We start from the raw sequence: 19,398 nt of genomic DNA on the forward strand, positions 1-19,398 counted from the left end.
AATCGTTGATAGTTAAAAATTAAAAAAATTACTTTTTCAGCGCCTTCAGACGATCGAGAATCGGCGCCGGCTCGCTGCCATCGGTATTCACCTCGATCAGGCAAGGGCCTGCCATTTCCCGGACGAATCCCGGGATTTCGTCCATATCCTCCAGCCGGTCCACGGACATCGTCCGGATTCCGGCCGTCCGCATCATGTCGGCGATGGATATCCGCTCCTGCTTATAGTCCGGCATCGTGCGGTTGTACAGAAATTTTTGCCCGCGTTCGACATAGGAAAGCATAGCGTTATTGATGATGATATAGGTGATAGGCAGCTTGTACTCCTTGGCCGTAAGCACTTCGGAACCGTTCATGAAAAACGAACCGTCGCCGGCGATCACCGCGACCGGACGGCTTGAATCGGCCAGATAGAGTCCCGGTCCGCCGGCCATCGCCGAGCCCATCGCTCCGTAGTTTAGATTGATTTCAAAGTCTCCGCCCGCGGGGACTTCCAGATACTTCAGCACGAAGTTGGTGAATTCCCCGATATCGCACACATAACGCGTATCCCGCGGCATGACCTTGGACAGCTTCTCCAAAAACAGCCGCAGCGACAAGCCGGTATGATTGAGTTCATAAGGTTCGTTAAGCGGCAGCGGCTTTTTGAAAGCTCCTGGCGCAGGCTGAGCCTGCCGGAGAAGATAGGGGACCGCGTCCTGGAGATCGGCGACCACCGCCGCGTCCGTTTTGAAGACCTTCCCCGGCTCTTTGCCGTCGCGGTCGATATGGATCACTTTGCGTCCGGCCACAAGCGCTTCGTTGAAATTGCAGGTAGAGGCTTCCCCAAGGCTTGTTCCCAAGATGACCAGGCACGAAGCCGGGGAAGCGTTGACGTATTCAAACGCCGCGTCGGTGCTGGAAAACCCGTAATTCCCCAGGTTAAGGGGGAAGTCGGCGGGGATGATTCCTTTTGCCGACGGCGTCGTAATGATGGGCCACTGCAGCCGCTCGCTAAGGCGCATAATCTCTTCGGCTGCGGCGCGCCCGCCGCGTCCGACCATGATGAGTCCATGCTCCGCTTCGTTCAGCAGGGCAGCCGCCCGGTCCAACTCCGCCGGATCGAACGGAATCCGCTGAAGCAGCGCGGGATCCGGGGCGGCGGGAAGGCTGGGGGGCGCTTCCATCCGCTGCACATCGATCGGCACGGAAATATGTACTGGCCCGAAAGGAGGTGTAAGGGCGATCCTTACCGCCTTGTCCAGCTCGGCCATGACTTCCGTTTCGTTCATGACCGTGTTGCTGTATTTGGTGATCGGTCTGACGATATGCTGGGCGTCCATCTCCTGGATGGCACCTTTGCCGATCTGCCACCGGTTTACGTAGCCGGTAATCACGAGCAGCGGAGCTTTGGCCCGCATGGCGTCGGCGATCCCGTTCATCATGTTCGCTACGCCTACCGCCCCGGCGCCGGCGCAAACGGCCAGCTTCCCGGAGGTGCTGGCATATCTCGCCGCCATATAAGCCGCTCCAGCTTCATTTTTCGTAATGATCGGCTTCATATCGACATCGATCAACGCATCGTAAATCGGACCGATGATTCCTGCCGGAATCCCAAAAATACAATCCACTCCGGTTTCCTTCAAATACTTGAGTATGGCTTCGGCTATGTTCATATTCCGGATATCTCCTTATCCTAGTGTTGAAACGCATCTCTGTATTCGTTCACCAGTGCTTCCGCACGTTCGATCTCCTCGGCGGAGAAAAAATGCAGCTTGCCTATCGAGGCGACAACGACAATCCCCTGTACCGCGCCGTCCTGCATGACGGGAATAACCATGATGCTGTCGATCCCGAACAGAAAAAACTCATCGGCCGACCTGGGATCGTTTTTGACGTCCTGGACCACTGCCGCCGTTTGGGGATGGGCCATCAGTTCGCGAAGCAGGCGGTCATGTTCGATATAGACCGGATTTTGCGCATGTACGCTTTTCCACCGCTCCACGCCAAGGTGATCCGTTTTCGTTTTCAACACCGGGTTCAAGCGGCCTTCCCTGATTTCGTGATAGGCGATATCGGCCACGCCGGTCAGGCGTTCCAGCGCTTCAAACAGCAAAGCTAATCGTTCCATGTCCATCCTCCTCGCTTGCTAGATTGAGTATCTGTTTAATAGGGACTTCAGTTTTTCGGCTTCCGTCTCGAGCTGCTTGGAAGATTCGAGCGTTTCTTCCATGGCGGTCAACTGTTCTTCCGAGCAAGCCATGATCTCCTTGGTCCCGGCCAGATTGACCTCGGTAATCTCGAGCGTCTGTCTTACGGAGTCCATGATTTGTTCCGTGCTTGCGCTGATCTGCTGCGTCACCGCGGAAACTTCCTGAACCCGGGTGGACACCTGCTCGGCCAAATGCACGATTTGCTGGAACGAATCGCCGGCGGAGGTAACGAGGACGCTTCCGGTCTCGACCTCGGCCATGACCCGTTTCATCGCTTCGATCGATTGATCGGAGCCTGTGCGGATATGGCCGGCCATCTCGGCGATGTCCTTGGCCGATGCCGCCGATTGCTCGGCAAGCTTGCGGATTTCGCCCGCGACCACTGCGAACCCTTTGCCGTATTCGCCCGCTCTTGCGGCCTCGATAGCCGCGTTTAATGCCAGCAAATTGATTTGACTGGAAATTTCCGAGATCAGCAGAGTGACCTTGTCGATTTCTTCCGTCCGCTCGCCGAGTTGGTTTACGGTTTGCGACGAAGCGACCGTGGTTTCGTAAATTTTGCTCATTTGGTCAACCAGGCGGTCGATGCCTTCATTGCCCGCATTCGCCTGAGCCGCGGCCTCGGTCGCTTCCTCCGCCACACCTTGCGCTGACAGGGCGATGTGCTCCATGCCTTTTCCGACTTCTTCAAGCATCAAATGGTTGTTCCGTGCACTTTCGACGAGCTGCTCGCTACCTTCGGAAATCATTTTGATCGATTCCGTGACCCCTACAACGAGGTCGTTGCAAAACTCCATATTGCCCGTCAAGTCCCGCGACGTATCGGCTACCTTGGCCGACATGTCCTGCATTTGCCCGGCCGCTTCCCTTAATTGGGCGCCGATCAGCTTCAGGTGGCCGGCCAGTTCGCTGAATTCGTCCATCACCTGGACGTCGCCGTCGAAGGCTAAATCGCCTTCCGTCATGGCTTTGGTCCGCTCGGCCATTTTTTGGAACGATTTGTCGAGCAGCCCGGCAATCAGCACGGCCTCCCCCGCGCCGATCAAGGCAAACAGGGCGATCATCAGCGCGGCGGCCCAGACGTTCATCAGTCCAAGCAGACAGAAGATCAGAACGAGCACGATCGCCAGCACCGCAAGCGGTCCGGCAATCAGCAACAACAACTTGCGGGCTAAGCCTTTACCGAAATGGGATAATTTCAAGTTACTTACTCCTTTGCTGTCACTCTAATACCCTTAGCAGCTGCCGTTTTCCGTGTTTCGCCGTTTTAACTTTTTTAGAAGCAGGTCCCCTCCTTCCTTGTCCGAAGCTTCGCCGCGACGTTTTAACCTGGCCCCAAGCCCTAATTGAAACCAAAAAAAGACTTTCGCGAAGAAAGTCCGGCGGCCAACAAGCCATGATTCGGCATAAGGTTGGCATCCCGGCGGTCATGATTCCGTTAAGAATTTTAGATCCGTGGCTTTGCGTCCCTGCCTTTCGGCCAGGTTTGCGATTTACATCCTATTCCTTGTATTTGGTTGTGAATGATGGGAGAGTGAAGTCGCGGCGCTCCCACAGATTAGGAATATATTACTTATATCGGAAAGCGGGCCCTGATATTTCATAAAATTTTCGGCAAATTCAAAAAATTTTCAATAATAGGGGACTATAAGGGGATGACTTTGGCTCTAGAAAAAGAAGGTAAAATATGGGTCTAATAGGAATAATGTACTATATATCCTATTTTAGATTCAAGGTATTGATGGCGACCTATCGCATACGGCTGGGTTCAGTTTTCCTGGAAAGGCTTAGGTGTTCGAAGCAAAATTGGGTTCGCAGAAAATCTAACGGTTGTAATAGCGGCTATTTGACGAAAAAAGCCCTGTTCAAAATTTTAACGGTTGTGAGAAGCGTTATATGCCTGAATCTAAGCAAAATGAGCCGGATTTCAGTGAAATAAGCGCTATGGCAACCGTTACAATTTGAAATCAACGTTTTTTGAGCGAATAGCGGTTGTGGCAACCGTTAGATTAGTTGTGGCTAGAGAATTAATGCAACGCTAGTGCCGAGTAAGGTCGTCCGGTGTCCGTTAGATTCTGAAAGCCGGCGATTTCGCCGAAATAAAGGCGTCTCGGTCCGTCGCCAGGATCCAGCGGGAGAGCTCACCGGGCTTGCTTAAGCGAAAATAAAACCGCCGGACGGTCAAGCTAAACAAGGAGTTAGCCTGCCATCCAGGCGTTAATTAAAGCAGCGCCCCCGCCGTTTGGTCAGCTCCGCTCCAGAATGGTAGCCAGCGTTGTGCGGTCGAGCCCTTTGACGAGCCGGATCAGCAGCTCCTTGGCGGCCGCGTAGTCGTCGGTATGGATGATGGACGACGAGGTGTGGATATAACGCGAGCAGATGCCGATCACGCCCGAAGGCACGCCGATGCCGCTCAAATGAACCGGACCGGCGTCGGTTCCGCCTGTGGATACAAAATATTGGTATTTGATGCGGTGCGTATCGGCCGTGTCCCGGATATACTCGACCAGCCCCCGATGCGTCAGCATCGTCGGGTCGAACACCCGCAGCAAAGCGCCTTCGCCCAGCTTGCCGAAGGCCCGTTTGTCGCCGGTCATATCGTTTGCGGCGCTGGCGTCCAGCGCAAAGAAGATGTCCGGCTGGATCAAATTGGCCGCCGTGCGCGCTCCCCGCGTGCCCAGCTCCTCCTGCACATTGGCTCCGCAGTACAACACGTTGGGCAGTTTTTCCCCATGCAAAGCTTCCAGCAGCTCGATCGCCAAACCGACGCCGTACCGGTTGTCCCAGGCTTTGGCCATGATTTTTTTCGGGTTGACGAGCGGAGTAAATTCACAGATCGGCAAAATCTGCTGCCCGATCTGCACGCCGGCCGCTTCCGCTTCCTCGCGGCTGTCGGCGCCGATATCCAGGTACATCGCTTTCAGGTCGACCGGTTTGCCGCGCTGCGCTTCATCGAGCAGATGGGGAGGCGTCGATCCGACCACGCCGACGATCTTCCCTTTCGGCGTAACGATCTGCAGGCGCTGCGCCAATACCGCCTGGCTCCACCAGCCCCCGAGCGGCTGAAAAGACACCATACCGTTATCGCTAATGCCGGTCGTGATGAAGCCTACCTCGTCAAAATGCCCGGCGACCATGACCCGCGGTCCCTGCTCATCGCCGCGCAGTACCCCAAACAAACTGCCGAGCCGGTCTTGAACGAACTCCTGCGTAAAAGCGGACATTTTCTCCTTCACCAAGGCGCGCAGCTCCCGCTCAAACCCGGGGGCCGCCGGAAATTCGGTCAGCTGTTTAAACAGCTGCTGCGTTTTTTCATTCATCTTGTTTCTCTCCTTTTTTTCCTGCAAATGGCAAGGCCATACGCTTTCTACATTTAGTATGAACCACCTTGTTCCGATTGTCCATGCGCCTGAAAAGGCCTGTTCTTTTGCCGCCGGGCCAAGCACCAAATTCGCGGCGGCGCATATACTTTAGCAAGCAAGGGGCCAAATAAGGGAGGCAAAAAAATGGAACTCCGCTCCATGGATTGGCTGTTGATCTGTCTTCTCTTTATTCTGCTGGTCATCATTCTTTTGTACCTTTAAAAACAAATAGGACGCCTTGGACGCCAGTTCCGTTGTTTGACGCTAATTGTTTTACCCAAAACCCGGTGTCCCGAACCCGCCAGAGCGATCTTTGGCGGGTTTTGTTTTGTTCGCCGCTTGCCGCTATGGATGATTTACCAAACATAACAAGCCAGTCGCTGACAAATAATGAATATACCGTGCTTATAAGGCATGAGCAGAAAAAGGAGGGATACCGTTGCCAACAAAAAGTAAACCGGGCGCCCGGGTGAAGCTGAACCATCTGCTGCTGACGGAAGAGGAGTACAAGCAGGTTGCCGACCAGCACAAGCCGAAGACAAACATCTTTGCCAATTGTCTCAAAGCTTTTCTGGTCGGCGGTTTCATTTGTCTGATCGGACAAGGTATCCAGCAGTTGTTCATGACGTTTGCCGGGATGACGTCAAGGGAGGCGAGCAGTCCGACCGCCGCCGTGCTGATTTTGATTTCCGTCATTCTCACCTCGCTTGGGGTATACGATAAAATCGCGCAATGGGCCGGAGCGGGCACCGCCGTTCCCGTCACGGGCTTCGCCAACTCGATGTGCTCCTCCGCCCTCGAATCCAGGGCGGAAGGGCTGGTGCTTGGCGTTGGGGCCAACATGTTCAAGCTGGCGGGATCGGTGGTCGTGTTTGGCGTGGTGGCCGCTTTTATCGTAGGGGTGGTTTATGCGATTTTCGGTTTGGAGGGGGGCCACTGATGCTAATTGGCGCACAAACTTGGGAGTTTCGGTCCAAACCGGCGATCGTCGGGGCGGCCACGGTCGTCGGTCCCGAGGAAGGGGGCGGACCGCTCGGCGGGACTTTTGATTTCGTGTACGACAATCTGGAAATCGACGAAAAGACGTGGGAAAAGGCCGAACGCAAGCTGCTCGAGCATGCCTCCGCCCTCGCCCTGGTCAACGCGGGGATCGCCCGGGAGGAGTTGTCCTGCTTTGTCGGCGGCGATTTGATGAATCAGATCATCTCCGCCACGTTCGCGGCCAGGACCATCGCCGCTCCGTACCTCGGCGTCTTCGGGGCCTGCTCCACTTCCATGGAGGGCCTGGCGCTGGCCGCGCTGATTACGGATAGCGGAGCCGGACGGTACGTGATGGCCGGCACGGCAAGCCATAACTGCACGGCGGAGAAGCAGTTCCGTTATCCGACGGAATACGGCTCGCAGAAACCGGGGACGGCTCAATATACGATAACCGGGTCAGGATGCGCCGTCGTGTCTTCGCAAGGCCGGGGGCCGCGGATCACACATGCCACGATCGGGCGAATCCAGGACCTCGGCGTGAAGGACCCGTTCAACATGGGGGCGGCGATGGCGCCCGCGGCCGCGGATACGCTGGTCTCCCATTTCCGCGACACCGGGCGGGGGCCGGAAGATTACGATTTAATCGTCACGGGGGACCTCGCCTCGGTCGGACATGCCATTGTCAAAGATATTTTGGCCAAAGACGGCGTACCGATGGATAAGACGGAATTTAACGATTGCGGGCTGATGATCTACGACCGCGGCAAACAGCCCTTCGTTATGGCCGGAGGCAGCGGCTGCGGCTGTTCCGCCGTGGTCGCCTACGGTTCGATTTTGCAAAAATTAAAAAACAAAGAGCTCGGCCGCGTGCTGGTCGTTGCCACCGGAGCGCTTTTGTCCCCGCTGTCCTATCAGCAGGGGGAAAGCATTCCCTGCATCGCCCATGCGGTCGCTCTGGAAAAGGAGGAAAGCGAATCATGATTTATGTTTGGGCGTTTGTAATCGGCGGGTTGATTTGCGTTGTCGGGCAGCTGATGTTCGACGTGCTTAAATTGACGCCGGCGCATACGATGAGCACGCTGGTCGTTGTGGGGGCAATCATGGACGGTTTGGGCTGGTACGATCCGCTTGTCAAATTCGCCGGGGCGGGGGCTTCCGTGCCGATCACCAGCTTCGGGAACTCGCTTGTTCACGGGGCGCTGACCGAACTTCAGCAACAGGGCTGGATCGGGGTCATTACCGGTATTTTCGAAGTCACCAGCGCGGGGATTTCTTCAGCGATCATCTTCTCCTTCCTGGCGGCCTTGGTCGTCCGGCCCAAAGGCTAGGAAATAAATAACAATCAGGCTTTTTGCGGGCCGGCGAGTGTACTCCCAATCTATCTTCATGTAAAATAGGTAGATATATACAGGGTTCTATTTGGGAGGGAAAAATACGTGCCCGTACAACAGCAATCGATTCGAACTTTAACCGCCGTAAAAAATAATTTGGAATCGTGCATTTTAGGAAAATCTTTTGAAATCCATCTCCTGCTCTCCGCGCTGCTTGCCGGCGGACATGTATTAATCGAGGATGTCCCGGGTACGGGGAAAACGCAGCTGATCAAAGCCCTGGCCAAGTCCATGCGCGGCGATTACCGGCGGATTCAATGCAATCCCGACATTTTGCCCAGCGACATTACGGGCGTATCGGTGTTTCATCCCCATGAGGAACGGTTCGTATTCCGGCCCGGGCCGGTGATGACCAATATTTTGCTGGCCGACGAAATCAACCGGGCGACCACGAAAACGCAGTCCGCGCTGCTGGAAGTGATGGAGGAGCGGAGCGTGACCGCCGACGGCATCACTTATGAGCTGCCGCGGCCTTTCATGCTGTGCGCGACCCAGAATCCGATCGATTTTGAAGGAACATACATGCTTCCGGAGGCTCAATTGGACCGGTTTATGCTGAAGATCGGGCTCGGTTACCCCGATGCGGCCACCGAAAAATCGCTGCTCCGTTCCCACAGCCAGGGGCAGCCGGCCGATCAGCTGCAGCCGGTGACGACGATGGAAGAAATCGCGGCCATTCAGCAAGAAATCCGCGATGTGTATCTCAGTGAAGCGCTGGCCGATTACCTGCTGGACATCGTCCGCCGTACGCGCGAGCATCAAGACGTGTTGCTCGGAGCTTCGCCGCGCGCTTCGCTGGCTTTCGTGGCGGCCGCCAAAGCGTACGCTTTTTTGCAGGAGCGGGATTATGTACTGCCGGATGACATCAAGACGCTCGCGCCGTACGTGCTCGGCCACCGGATTTTGCTCCGTCCGGAATCCCGGCTAGGGCAAGTCCATGCCGCCCAGGTTCTGGAGCAAATCATGCGGCAGGTCCAGGTGCCGCTATCCGTAGGGCGGTAACTATGCGGGAGTTTCTCGAAGGAGTTAAAGCGGGTCTTGCCAGCCGGAAATTTTGGAGAGTGGCCGCCGTATGGCTGATCTGTCTCCTGTACGTTTTGTTTCAGGGCGGCAAGACTTCGTTTATGTTGTTGATGATGGTATCGGTGCTGGCCGCTTATTGGGCGATCGGCGGGCTTGGCGGCGTGAAGCGGATCCGGGGCTCGCGGAATTTATCGCTCGAAGAACGCGGCGGAGTGCTGCAAGCGGGCCAGCAGGTGCTCGTCAGGCTTAGGCTGCAGCTCCCGGCGTTTATGCCGCTGCCTTACCTCGTCATCCGCGAGACGCTGAAGCGCCACAACGGCGACACCTGGGCGTTTGAAGACAGTGTGGTTCCGTACTTTCGCGGACGCGCGGAACTGGTGTACAAGACGCCCCCGCTTGAGCGGGGGAAATACGTATTTGCCGGCACGACCTGCAGCGCCGAGGATATTTTCGGTTTGATGGAGCATACGGGGACGGTGCAGTCCGGCGGGGAGTTCCGCATCTTGCCGCGCACCGTGTTCATCCCGCATTGGGAGCTGTACAGCCGCAATTCGCGTCTGGCCGGGCCGGAGACGGCCATCTCCCTTTCGCGGCGGGAAACGACGCAGATTAACGGGGTACGCGACTACGTCTACGGCGACCGGATCTCCCGGATTCATTGGAACGCGACGGCCAAAACCGGTTCGTGGAAGTCCAAGGAGTTCGAGCATGAGTCGCTGCCGAAGACGGTTTTGCTGCTCGACGCCCATACGGCCAGCTATGCGGGCGCAGCCCAGTTTGAGCTGGCCGTGTCGGCGGCCGCCTCTTTGCTGGAGTATGGAGCTAGGGCGCGGATCAGCATGGGCATGGGCACGATGGGCAAAACGTTTCGCCTCTTTGCGCCCGCCGAAGGTTCTCTGGAACGCGAGCAGATGATCCATCATCTCGTGGACATCGACGCGGACGGTTACGGCAACCCTCTCGACAAGCTGGAATCGCATAAAGAATGGTTTCCGCCGGGGGCGTTTTTTATTCTCATCAGCCCGCTGGCCGATGAGAAGGCGCTGGGCATGCTGCGTTGGGCCAAAACGCGGCAAATGGTGCCGTATCATATCCAAATCGGCCGTGGGAACTCGGCGGGAGCCCAGCCGCGGGCCAATCGAAGCCAGCCTTCCGCCTGGCAGCGGACGCTTCGCGAGCAAGGGCTGGGGGGCGTCCAAATCGCTGCCCTCGGCGAGCTGCCGGCAGCCATGGGAGGTGCGAAGCTATGATGACCACGGCGCCGCACTGGAAATGGTTTTCGTACCGGCTGCTCGTGATGCTCTGGCTTACGGTCATCGCCATGCAGTGGATCGATTTTACCGAGCCGATCTGGTTTTCGGCCACGACCACGCTGGTCACGGTCACCGTCATTACCATAGCGCTTATCGAAGTGCTGCTGCCGATCAAGGCCGCTTGGAGATGGACGGTCAAAATCGCGCTTGTTCTTGCCGGATGGAGGATCGTCTTGACCGGCTGCGGTGTTTACGTCCCTTACGGACCGCTGTTTCCCGACCAGATCCGCGGCATGGCGCTGTCCTTTGTTCCGTATATCTGGTTTTCGCTGGCGGCCTGGGCGCTCTTGGAACTGGCGGTTCGGCTGGTCGTCGGCCGCAAACGCATCCTGTTGTTTCTGGCGGTTCATCTGCTGGCGTTCACGATTTTGGACTCCTTTACTTCCTATTATCTATGGTCCAATGTCGCCTGGCTTGTTTTTGCCGGGCTGGGCTGGCTGGCCAGCTGGCATTTTTACGAATACCGGCTGAAATATCCGCAAGGGTGGCAGCGGCTGCGGCGGCAGCCGATCAAAGTCGCTATAAACATCGCCCTGGTGTTTGCCTGCGTCCTGCTGATCGGCATCAGCATGCCGGCGGTTTCGCCGACGCTGACCGATCCCTACACGGCCTGGATCAAGCGCAGCGGCGGAGCGGGGGGCGACGCGGGAACAACGCTTGCGGGCGCTGTAGAAACTACGGGAACGGCCCTATCCCAGGAGCAAATTATGTCCGGATACAGCCGCGACGACAAGGACCTGGGCGACGGCTTCGAATTCAGTTACACGCCGGTCATGTCCGTATCCACGCCCGTCAGGTCATACTGGCGCGGGGAAACCCGCCGGATCTACTCGGGCAAGGGCTGGGCCGATCTGGAGGATGAGCCGCGGGAGACCGAGCGGTATCGGGGCGCCCCGTCCGACGGGCCGCTCGCCGCGGATCGTCCCGGGAAAGTCGAGACAAGACAGGTCGAGCAAATCATTACGATGAACACCGACCAGGAATATCCGGTGCTGTTCGGAGGCTACGCGATGGAGAGCGTCGAGCTGCTGGACGACCGGCAGCAGTCTGCCGATATGCGTTGGGCCCGGCGGGAAGGCGAACTGTTTTGGCACGGGTACCGCGATCCCGGCGATCTCCCGGATTATCCGCGAAAATACAAGGTTGTCGCAAATGTTCCGCTCATCCCGTTGCGGGAGCTGAAGCAGGCTGACTATGACGAGCTGTATCCGGAGCCCCCGGACGGGGAGTACTTGCAGCTTCCGGACAGCCTGCCGCAGCGGGTGAAGGATCTGGCGCGGGAGATCACGGCGGAAGGGTCCACGCCGTATGAGAAAATGGAGCTGCTGCAGGCTTATTTGCGGCAAAACTTCGAATATACGAACAAGCCGGACTTGTCCCGGCGCGAAAGCGGCGACTTCGTCGACAGCTTTCTGTTCGAAATCAAGCAGGGCTACTGCGATTATTATTCGACGGCGATGGTGATCATGGCCCGGTCGCTGGGGGTTCCGGCCAGGTGGGTGAAGGGCTACGCGCCGGGAACCCAGCCGAGCGAGGAAATGATGATGCGGAGTCCTGGGATCAGCGGGAATTACACGGTAAGCAACGCCGACGCCCACTCTTGGGCGGAGCTGTATTTTGGCGATTACGGCTGGATTCCGTTCGAGGCGACGCCAGGCTTTGACGCGCCGATTTTGCTCGCCGAGGAGGACAGCGTGGAGACGCTGGCGCCGGAGCCGGCTCAAGAGACGGAGACCGCAGCCATAGAAGAAAGTTTCCTGGACAAGATCGATCCTGCCGTACTTCGCCGCGTATCCCTTATCGCGCTGCCCGTGCTGCTGGCTTGGGGACTGTATCAGGTTCGGAACGAGCTTTACTTCACTTGGCTGCGGCTGCGGTTGGGCCGGCCTTTAACGCCCGGCGAGAAGACGGTGTTCGAGACGCTGCGGGTGGTCAAAAGGCTGCGGCTCAGGGGGCTTACGCGCGGCGACCAGGAAACGCTGCGGGAAACGTTCGCCCGCTGGAAGCGGGAGAAGCCGCATTTGTCCGGCGCGCTCGACCCGCTGCTGGCCAGCTTCGAAAAAGCGAATTACAGCTCCGCCTCCGTCTCGGAGGAAGAATGGCAAGCGGCCCGTCGTCTCGCCCGCGATCTGCTCAAGCGTACGAGCGGTCGCCGCGGCTGCGGACTGCCCATGCAGCCTTAAGCCGGCGAAACGGCATTTGAATTTGCGTTCCCCCGCGCCCCCAGCGCGAGGGGCGTTTTCTTTTTAAATTGAGAGTTGCTGCCTCTCAAAATATAGGCAGTTGGCGGCAGATTATGGTATAGTTTGTCGTATGGAAACTGAGGTGAACATAATTGTTTGAGATATTTATACCGAAAAAACGCGTCGACACCGTGTTCGAAATCGACCTGGAGGAGCTGTACGCGGGTGGCTACCGGGGCATCATCACCGATTTGGACAACACCCTGGTCGGGGCCAAGGCGCCGCTCGCTACGCCCGAACTGATCGAATGGTTCGGGAAAGTGAAGCAATGCGGGTTTAAACTGGTCATTGTGTCAAACAATAATTGGGACAGGGTGTCGGCGTTTGCCAACCCTTTAAATATCGAGTTTGTGCATGCGGCCAAAAAACCGTCCGCCGCGGCGTTCCGCCGGGCGATGGAAATGATGGGACTGGCTCCGCAGGAAACGGTGGTGGTCGGCGACCAGTTGATGACCGACGTGTTCGGCGGCAACCGCCTGGATTTATACACGATCCTGGTTCTGCCGATTTCCGTGCAGGATGAAGGGCTGGGAACGCGCATCAACCGGCTGCTGGAGCGTATCGTCAAACGGCGGCTGGGCAAAGTTGGATTATGGCTGGAGGAGGAAAAAAAACGATGACGGAGGTACGGGGAACAGCAAGCGTACTTCGCTGCAGCGGGTGCGGCATCGCCCTGCAAAGCGAGGCGCAGGATAAGCCGGGATATGTCCCGAGCGGGGCGCTCGCCAAAGAGCCGGTAATCTGCCAGCGCTGTTTTCGCATTAAAAATTACAACGAATCGTCTTCGGTGACGGTGGAGCAGGATGAATTCCTGCGGCTGCTGGCGCAAATCGGCGGCAAAAAGGCGCTTGTCATCCATATCGTCGACCTGTTTGACTTCCAGGGCAGCGTCATCTCCGGGCTGCAGCGGTTTATCGGCAACAACCCGGTGCTGCTCGCCGTGAACAAGATCGACCTGCTGCCGAAGGTGACGAACTGGAACAAGGTGCGGAACTGGGTGCAAAAGGAAGCGAAGGATATGGGGCTGAAGGTGGAGGACGTCGTGCTGTGCAGCGCCAAACAAAGCAGCGGGTTTGACCGCCTGCTGGAGGCGGTGGCGGCCCACCGCGGCGATCGCGACGTATACGTGGTCGGGGCGACCAATGTCGGCAAATCGTCGCTCATCAACCGGCTGATCCGCGATTACAGCGATTTGGAGCAGGAGCTCACCGTTTCGCGTTATCCGGGCACGACGCTCGATATGGTCCATATTCCGCTCGATGACGGGCGCGAGATCATCGATACGCCGGGCATCGTGTATCCTTCGCGGTACAGCGAGATGGTGGCCCCCGGCGATCTGGGCGTCATTTTGCCGGAGAAGCCGCTGAAGCCGGCGGTTTATCAGTTGAATGAAGGGCAGACGTTATTTTTCGGCGGCTTCGGGCGTTTTGATTTCGTACAAGGGGATCGGCAATCGTTCACCTGTTTCGTCAGCGGGCGCGTGCCGATTCACCGGACGAAGCTGGCGCGGGCCGACGAGCTGTTCGCGGACCATGCGGGCGAGATACTGGCGCCGCCAAGCCGGGAAAACATAGACAAGCTTCCGGAATGGACACGGCACGAGTTCCGGATCGACAAGGGAAGCAGCAGCGATCTGTTCATTTCCGGCCTGGGCTGGATTAAAATCAACAGCGACGCCGGGGCCGTCGTGGCCGCCCATGTTCCGAAAGGAATCAAGGTGCTGGTGCGCCGCTCCTTAATTTGATCTTGAGGGGGCCGAGGGGGAAGTTATGAACGGTCAGGAACAAATGGAGAAGAACAAGCTGCCGCTGCTGCTTGGCGTGATCGGCGATCCGATCGGGCATTCGAAATCGCCGGCCATGCACGAAGCGGCGCTGAAGGCTTGCGGCCTCGCCGGGGCCTACTTGCCTTTTCACGTGAAGGGCGAGCGGTTGAAGGAGGCCGTGCAGGGGATCGCGGCGCTTGGCTTTCGCGGCATCAATGTCACCGTCCCGCATAAATTGGATGTAATGAAATATTTGGACCGGATCGATGAAGGGGCGCGTTATATCGGCGCCGTCAACACGGTGGTCAACGATGGCGGCACGCTGACGGGGTACAATACCGACGGCATTGGATACATCCGTTCTCTGAAAGAGGAGACGGTGCCCGATCTGACGGGTAAAACCGCAGTCGTGCTGGGCGCGGGCGGCGCGGCGCGCGGCATCATTTACGCGCTGCTCCTGGAACGTCCCGCCCACGTCATAGTGGCCAACCGGACGGCGGACAAAGCACGTGAGCTGGCCGCGGAATGGGCCCATCTCGGCCGCATAAGCGGCTGCGGCATGGAGGAAGCGGCGGAATATCTGCAAGCGGCGGATATTGTGATCAATACGACATCGGCAGGGATGTACCCGCATGTGCAGGAAACCCCGATCGATCCCGCTCTCCTTCCGGGGGGAATTGTCGTCAGCGATCTGATTTACAATCCGCTGAAAACGGAGCTGCTGCGGAGAGCCGAGATGAAAGACTGCACGATCCACAGCGGATTCGGAATGTTTATTTACCAGGGCGCGTACGCGTTTGAACATTGGACCGGCCTGCCCGCTCCGATTGAAGCGATGCGCGCGGCGGTTATGGCCAGTATGGGCATCGCACATTTGAATGTTAAGGGGTCTTGAATATACAATGCTAACAGGAAAACAAAAACGTTATTTGCGCAGTCTGGCGCATGGGCTGCAGCCGATTTTTCAAGTAGGCAAAGGCGGGACGAACGAGCATATGATCCGCCAGATCGCGGAAGCGCTGGAGCGTCGCGAGCTGATCAAAATCTCCGTGCTGAACAACAATTTGGACGATCCGCGGGAGATTGCCGAAACCTTGGCGGAAGGGGCCGGCGCAGAGATGGTGCAGCTTATCGGCCGCACGATCGTCCTGTACAAGGAATCGCGCGAATACAAACAAATCGAGCTTCCTTAGGACGGCCCGGGGGGAAACCAACATGAAAAAAGTCGGGATTATGGGCGGGGCGTTCGATCCGATCCACCTCGGCCATTTGCTTGCGGCGGAATCCGCCAGAGAACAGCATCATCTTGAAGAGGTTTGGTTTATGCCTTCGCATATTCCGCCCCATAAACACCGGGCCGGAGTCAGCGGCAAGCAGCGGCTGGAAATGGTCGAGGCGGCCATTCAGGGCCATCCCGCCTTTAAGCCGCTCGACATTGAGCTGAAGCGGGGCGGCGTCTCCTATACGGTGGATACGATCCGGGAAATCCGGGGACAACATCCCGATCTGGACTTGTATTTTATTATCGGCGCGGATATGGTGAATTACCTGCCCAAATGGGAAGGGATCGAGGATTTGGCCGGAATGCTTACGTTCATTGGGCTGCAGCGGCCGGGCAGTTTTCTGGAACTGGATGCGCTGCCTCCGTTTATTCAGGAGGCGGTGCGGCTGGCGGAAATGCCGCTGGTCGACATCTCTTCCAGCCTGATCCGCAGCCGTTTGGCGCAGGGGCGTTCGGTCAGGTATATGGTGCCGGATTCCGTGCATGATTATATGACAAGGAGCGGATTGTATGGGATACAGTCGTGATGAGCTGATTGCGGCGGTTTCGTCGGGGATGCCGGCGAAACGCTGGAAGCATGTCGAGGGCGTGATGGAAACCGCCGTCATCCTCGCGGGGCGTTACGGGGCCGACCCGGTCAAAGCGGATCTGGCGGCCTTGCTGCATGATTTGGCCAAGTTTTGGCCGATCGACCGGCAGGAAGCGATCATCCGCGAGAACGGCCTGAACGCCGAACTGCTGGAACATGACAAGCAATTGCTGCACGCCGAGGTCGGCGCGTTTATCGCCCGCAGGGATTACGGCGTGGAGGACCAGGAGGTGCTTGACGCGATCCGCTACCACACCTCCGGCCGGGTCGGCATGACCCTGCTGGACAAAATCGTCTGCCTGGCCGATTACATGGAGCCGGGGCGGGAGTTTCCCGGGGTGGAGAAGATTCGCGAACTGGCCGAGACGAATCTGGAAGACGCGCTGATCGCCGGCTTCGATTCGACCATTTCTTTTTTGCTGGAGAAGGGTAAACCGATTTTTCCGCTGACGCTGCTGGCGCGCAACGATTTGATCAAACAAAGAGCAAAAACCAAGGAGGCTGAATGAATGGCGGTAACATCAAATGAATTGTTAAACCTGGCGGTTCAGGCCGCTGACGATAAAAAAGCGATGAACATCGTGGCCCTCGATTTGAAAGGCATTTCCCTGATTGCCGATTATTTCGTCATTTGCCACGGCAACTCGGATACGCAGGTACAGGCAATCGCCACCGAGGTGCGCAAACGGGCCCAGGAGGCCGGAGCGCAAATCCGCGGCATCGAAGGCATGGATTCCGCCCGTTGGGTGCTGATGGATCTGGGGGATGTCGTCGTGCACGTGTTCCATCGCGATGAGCGCGAATATTACAACATCGAACGGCTTTGGTCGGACGCCAAAGTTGTGGAGACAGTATGAGTCTCGTTGCGGGCACTATCGTTTCTTTGCCGATCGACCGGGAGGTTTCGCCTTACGGCTATTTTCTCAGCGCGGGCGGGCAGGACGTTCTGCTGCATTATTCCGAGCTGACCCGGCAGGTGAAGCCGGGCGAAACGGTGGATGTGTTTTTGTTTTACGATACGGAGGACCGGCTGGCGGCGACGATGAAAAAACCGCTGCTTACGCTCGGTGAGCTCGCTTTGCTGGAGGTGGCGGACGTGCATCCCCGGCTGGGCTGCTTTCTGGAAATGGGACTCGGGCGGCAGCTGCTGCTTCCGATCCGCGAGCTGCCGGAGCTAAAGGAACTGCATCCGCAGGTGGGCGACCATGTTTACGTGATCATGGAGCATGACAAGCAGGGGCGGCTGAAGGCTAAGCTCGCCGGCGAGCAGGAGTTGGCTCCGCATACGTTTCATGCCCCGCAGTCGTGGAAAAACACTTGGGTGGACGCGATTGTATACAAGCCGCTGCAAATGGGCACGTTCGTGATCGTGCAGGGCGGCGTGCTCGGTTTCGGCGCGATCGGCATGATCCACGCCACAGAGCGAAGCCGCTTGCTGCGGCTGGGCGAAAGCGTCCGCGTGCGGGTCGCCCATGTCCGCGAGGACGGGCGCGTCAACCTGTCGATGGCCCCGCGCAAGGAAGTCGGCATGGGCGAGGACGCCGAGCGCATCTTGGCGTATTTGCGCAGCCGGCCTGGCGGGGGAATGCCGTATTCGGACGCGACGCCGCCGGACTTAATCAAACAGCGCTTCGGCATCAGCAAAGCGGCGTTTAAGCGCGCGCTCGGCAAGCTGATGAAAGAGGGCAAGGTCGTGCAGAAGGAGAACTGGACCTATTTGACGCAGCCCGAGGCCGGGGAAGGAAATGCCGGGGAATAGGCTAAATCACAGAAAGCGCGGTGACGAAATTGGCTTCGTATCGAAAATTTGCCTATGTATATGACGAACTGATGGAGGATATGCCATACCCGGACTGGATCCGCTTTGCCCGTACCGCCTGGGAGCGGCACGGGATGCCGAAGTCGGTCGTCGATCTCGGCTGCGGCACGGGCAGCATCACGATTCCGCTCGTAAATTCCGGCTTCGAGGTGACGGGCATCGATTTATCCGCCGATATGCTGGCGGTGGCCCGGCGCAAAATGGAAGGCACGCCCCAGGGCGTTCGCCTGTTCCGGGAAGGCAGTGTGCGCTGGGTGCAGCAGGACATGACGGAATGGGCCATGCCGGAACCGGTGGATTCGGTGATTTCCTTTTGCGACTGCCTGAACTATTTGCTGGAAGAGGACGATATCGTCCGCACCTTCCGCCGTACATACGAGGGGCTGAAACCCGGCGGGACGTTCCTGTTTGACGTGCATCACCCGAATACCTTGATCAGGTATGAGGAGGAGCAGCCGTTTATTTGGGACGAATCGCGGGTGGCGTATATTTGGACGTGCGAGCGCGACCCGTTCCGGAATGAGATCGAACATCATTTGACGATTTTCGCCCGCGAAGAGGAAAACGGGCCGGGCTTGTACCGCCGTTTTGAAGAGACGCATACACAGCGCGCCTATGATCCGGCATGGATGAAAAGCGAGCTGCTGAAATGCGGCTTCCGCGAAGTGAACTGCTACGCCGACTTCGAGTGGGTTGAAGCGATGGATGACGCCGCTCGGCTGTTTTATGTGGCCGTGAAATAAGGCAGCTGCGACGGTAGAATAAGGGCCGGCGATAAGGCTAACAGTATAAAACGACATATGGTTCACTTCATACGGCGAACCGCAAGCCGGGGGAGGCCGCTTTTGGGCGGCCTATTTTTGGCTAAAAACCGAGATCAGTGCTTGACAAAATAAATTATGATAGCGTTCGTGTCCTGGTATCCCTCATGCTTCTTTGCACGATTATCCCTCTTGTTCAGGGGTAGAGGGGGGCTAATCAGGGCCCTTTCATTTTTCCCGGTGTCTTGCCCCTCCTTCCTCCCGTCAGGTCTGCTTCACGTCTCCTAAACTTCCTTCTCACAAATCTGTCTAACGATCTCGAACATGTCTGCTTCTCCCAAACCTATTTTCCTCTCCTGAATTTATCTTCCTCTCTGCTGCCGGATCAAACGGGATAATCGTGCAAAGCGTCCGGACAGCGGGTATTGATCTGCCGATATTTTTCGCCTCTCCTCAGCGAGTTTTTTTTCTCGAGACCACTTACTTCACCGTATTACTGTCAACAACTTTTATCGGTGTACTGAAACTTGGGCGTGGGTTACTATCCGGATTACTATCCGGAAGAGGGAGACTGACGGTAGTATCAAATTGATGGTTTCCGACTTCCGTTTTCAAATGACCGCCGTATTTTCCCGTTACTCTTCTAATATTTGTTAGAATCGAACAGGGTAATATGCA

Annotated in this window: 19 protein-coding genes and 1 riboswitch; of the genes, 15 read left to right on the forward strand and 4 right to left on the reverse strand. The window is 57.3% G+C overall.

Annotated features, from left to right (window positions below; genetic code table 11):
• Positions 1 to 28 precede the first annotated feature (28 nt).
• The 4 genes from DYE26_RS32745 to DYE26_RS32760 form a co-directional block, all read right to left on the reverse strand.
• Complete coding sequence (locus DYE26_RS32745) at positions 29 to 1,654, reverse strand: thiamine pyrophosphate-binding protein (protein WP_036621052.1); 1,626 nt, start codon at positions 1,652 to 1,654, stop codon at positions 29 to 31.
• A gap of 20 nt (positions 1,655 to 1,674) precedes the next feature.
• The gene (locus DYE26_RS32750) at positions 1,675 to 2,109 is read right to left on the reverse strand and encodes a GAF domain-containing protein (protein ID WP_036621054.1); all 435 of its coding nucleotides are present in this window, start codon (positions 2,107 to 2,109) and stop codon (positions 1,675 to 1,677) included.
• 18 nt (positions 2,110 to 2,127) lie between these two features.
• Positions 2,128 to 3,393 (reverse strand): methyl-accepting chemotaxis protein, encoded by a 1,266-nt coding sequence (locus tag DYE26_RS32755; RefSeq protein ID WP_036621055.1) that lies wholly within the window; start codon positions 3,391 to 3,393, stop codon positions 2,128 to 2,130.
• A gap of 209 nt (positions 3,394 to 3,602) precedes the next feature.
• A riboswitch (cyclic di-GMP riboswitch) is annotated at positions 3,603 to 3,692 on the reverse strand.
• Between the two features lie 745 nt (positions 3,693 to 4,437).
• Positions 4,438 to 5,511, reverse strand: coding sequence for a M42 family metallopeptidase (locus tag DYE26_RS32760; protein ID WP_036621056.1), 1,074 nt, complete (start codon positions 5,509 to 5,511; stop codon positions 4,438 to 4,440).
• Between the two features lie 481 nt (positions 5,512 to 5,992).
• Between DYE26_RS32760 and spoVAC the strand changes: the two genes are divergently transcribed.
• The 15 genes from spoVAC to DYE26_RS32835 all read left to right on the forward strand — a co-directional run bounded on the left by spoVAC (position 5,993) and on the right by DYE26_RS32835 (position 18,702).
• Positions 5,993 to 6,493: a stage V sporulation protein AC gene (gene spoVAC, locus DYE26_RS32765; protein ID WP_051985347.1), complete on the forward strand. Its 501-nt coding sequence runs from the start codon at positions 5,993 to 5,995 to the stop codon at positions 6,491 to 6,493.
• Positions 6,493 to 7,515 (forward strand): stage V sporulation protein AD, encoded by a 1,023-nt coding sequence (gene spoVAD / locus DYE26_RS32770; RefSeq protein WP_036621057.1) that lies wholly within the window; start codon positions 6,493 to 6,495, stop codon positions 7,513 to 7,515. Before spoVAC ends, spoVAD begins: the two co-directional genes overlap by 1 nt.
• A complete protein-coding gene (gene spoVAE / locus DYE26_RS32775; RefSeq protein ID WP_036621060.1) occupies positions 7,512 to 7,862 on the forward strand; it encodes a stage V sporulation protein AE in 351 nt (116 codons plus the stop codon). Before spoVAD ends, spoVAE begins: the two co-directional genes overlap by 4 nt.
• Before the next feature lie 108 nt (positions 7,863 to 7,970).
• Entirely contained in the window at positions 7,971 to 8,927 is a 957-nt protein-coding gene (locus DYE26_RS32780) for an AAA family ATPase (RefSeq protein ID WP_036621062.1), read from the forward strand.
• Positions 8,928 to 8,929: 2 nt separating this feature from the next.
• Positions 8,930 to 10,198: a DUF58 domain-containing protein gene (locus tag DYE26_RS32785; protein WP_036621063.1), complete on the forward strand. Its 1,269-nt coding sequence runs from the start codon at positions 8,930 to 8,932 to the stop codon at positions 10,196 to 10,198.
• The gene (locus DYE26_RS32790) at positions 10,195 to 12,444 is read left to right on the forward strand and encodes a DUF4129 domain-containing transglutaminase family protein (RefSeq protein ID WP_051985348.1); all 2,250 of its coding nucleotides are present in this window, start codon (positions 10,195 to 10,197) and stop codon (positions 12,442 to 12,444) included. The genes DYE26_RS32785 and DYE26_RS32790 overlap by 4 nt, the downstream gene beginning before the upstream one ends.
• A 152-nt stretch (positions 12,445 to 12,596) precedes the next feature.
• Positions 12,597 to 13,124 carry a YqeG family HAD IIIA-type phosphatase gene (locus DYE26_RS32795; protein WP_036621064.1) on the forward strand — a complete coding sequence of 176 codons (528 nt, stop codon included), beginning with the start codon at positions 12,597 to 12,599 and terminating at the stop codon, positions 13,122 to 13,124.
• Complete coding sequence (gene yqeH, locus DYE26_RS32800) at positions 13,121 to 14,248, forward strand: ribosome biogenesis GTPase YqeH (protein WP_036621065.1); 1,128 nt, start codon at positions 13,121 to 13,123, stop codon at positions 14,246 to 14,248. The genes DYE26_RS32795 and yqeH overlap by 4 nt, the downstream gene beginning before the upstream one ends.
• A gap of 25 nt (positions 14,249 to 14,273) precedes the next feature.
• Positions 14,274 to 15,164, forward strand: a complete 891-nt coding sequence (aroE, locus tag DYE26_RS32805; protein WP_036621067.1) for a shikimate dehydrogenase — start codon at positions 14,274 to 14,276, stop codon at positions 15,162 to 15,164.
• A gap of 7 nt (positions 15,165 to 15,171) precedes the next feature.
• Positions 15,172 to 15,462 (forward strand): ribosome assembly RNA-binding protein YhbY, encoded by a 291-nt coding sequence (gene yhbY, locus DYE26_RS32810; RefSeq protein ID WP_036621069.1) that lies wholly within the window; start codon positions 15,172 to 15,174, stop codon positions 15,460 to 15,462.
• A gap of 22 nt (positions 15,463 to 15,484) precedes the next feature.
• Entirely contained in the window at positions 15,485 to 16,078 is a 594-nt protein-coding gene (locus DYE26_RS32815) for a nicotinate-nucleotide adenylyltransferase (protein WP_036621070.1), read from the forward strand.
• The gene (gene yqeK, locus DYE26_RS32820) at positions 16,062 to 16,649 is read left to right on the forward strand and encodes a bis(5'-nucleosyl)-tetraphosphatase (symmetrical) YqeK (RefSeq protein ID WP_036621072.1); all 588 of its coding nucleotides are present in this window, start codon (positions 16,062 to 16,064) and stop codon (positions 16,647 to 16,649) included. Before DYE26_RS32815 ends, yqeK begins: the two co-directional genes overlap by 17 nt.
• Positions 16,650 to 16,997, forward strand: a complete 348-nt coding sequence (gene rsfS, locus DYE26_RS32825; protein ID WP_036621073.1) for a ribosome silencing factor — start codon at positions 16,650 to 16,652, stop codon at positions 16,995 to 16,997.
• The gene (locus DYE26_RS32830; protein WP_036621075.1) at positions 16,994 to 17,899 is read left to right on the forward strand and encodes a CvfB family protein; all 906 of its coding nucleotides are present in this window, start codon (positions 16,994 to 16,996) and stop codon (positions 17,897 to 17,899) included. The genes rsfS and DYE26_RS32830 overlap by 4 nt, the downstream gene beginning before the upstream one ends.
• A 29-nt stretch (positions 17,900 to 17,928) precedes the next feature.
• Complete coding sequence (locus DYE26_RS32835) at positions 17,929 to 18,702, forward strand: class I SAM-dependent DNA methyltransferase (RefSeq protein ID WP_036627808.1); 774 nt, start codon at positions 17,929 to 17,931, stop codon at positions 18,700 to 18,702.
• Positions 18,703 to 19,398: the final 696 nt, after the last annotated feature.

The sequence above is a fragment of the Paenibacillus macerans genome (assembly GCF_900454495.1).
Classification (GTDB): Bacteria; Bacillota; Bacilli; order Paenibacillales; family Paenibacillaceae; genus Fontibacillus; species Fontibacillus macerans.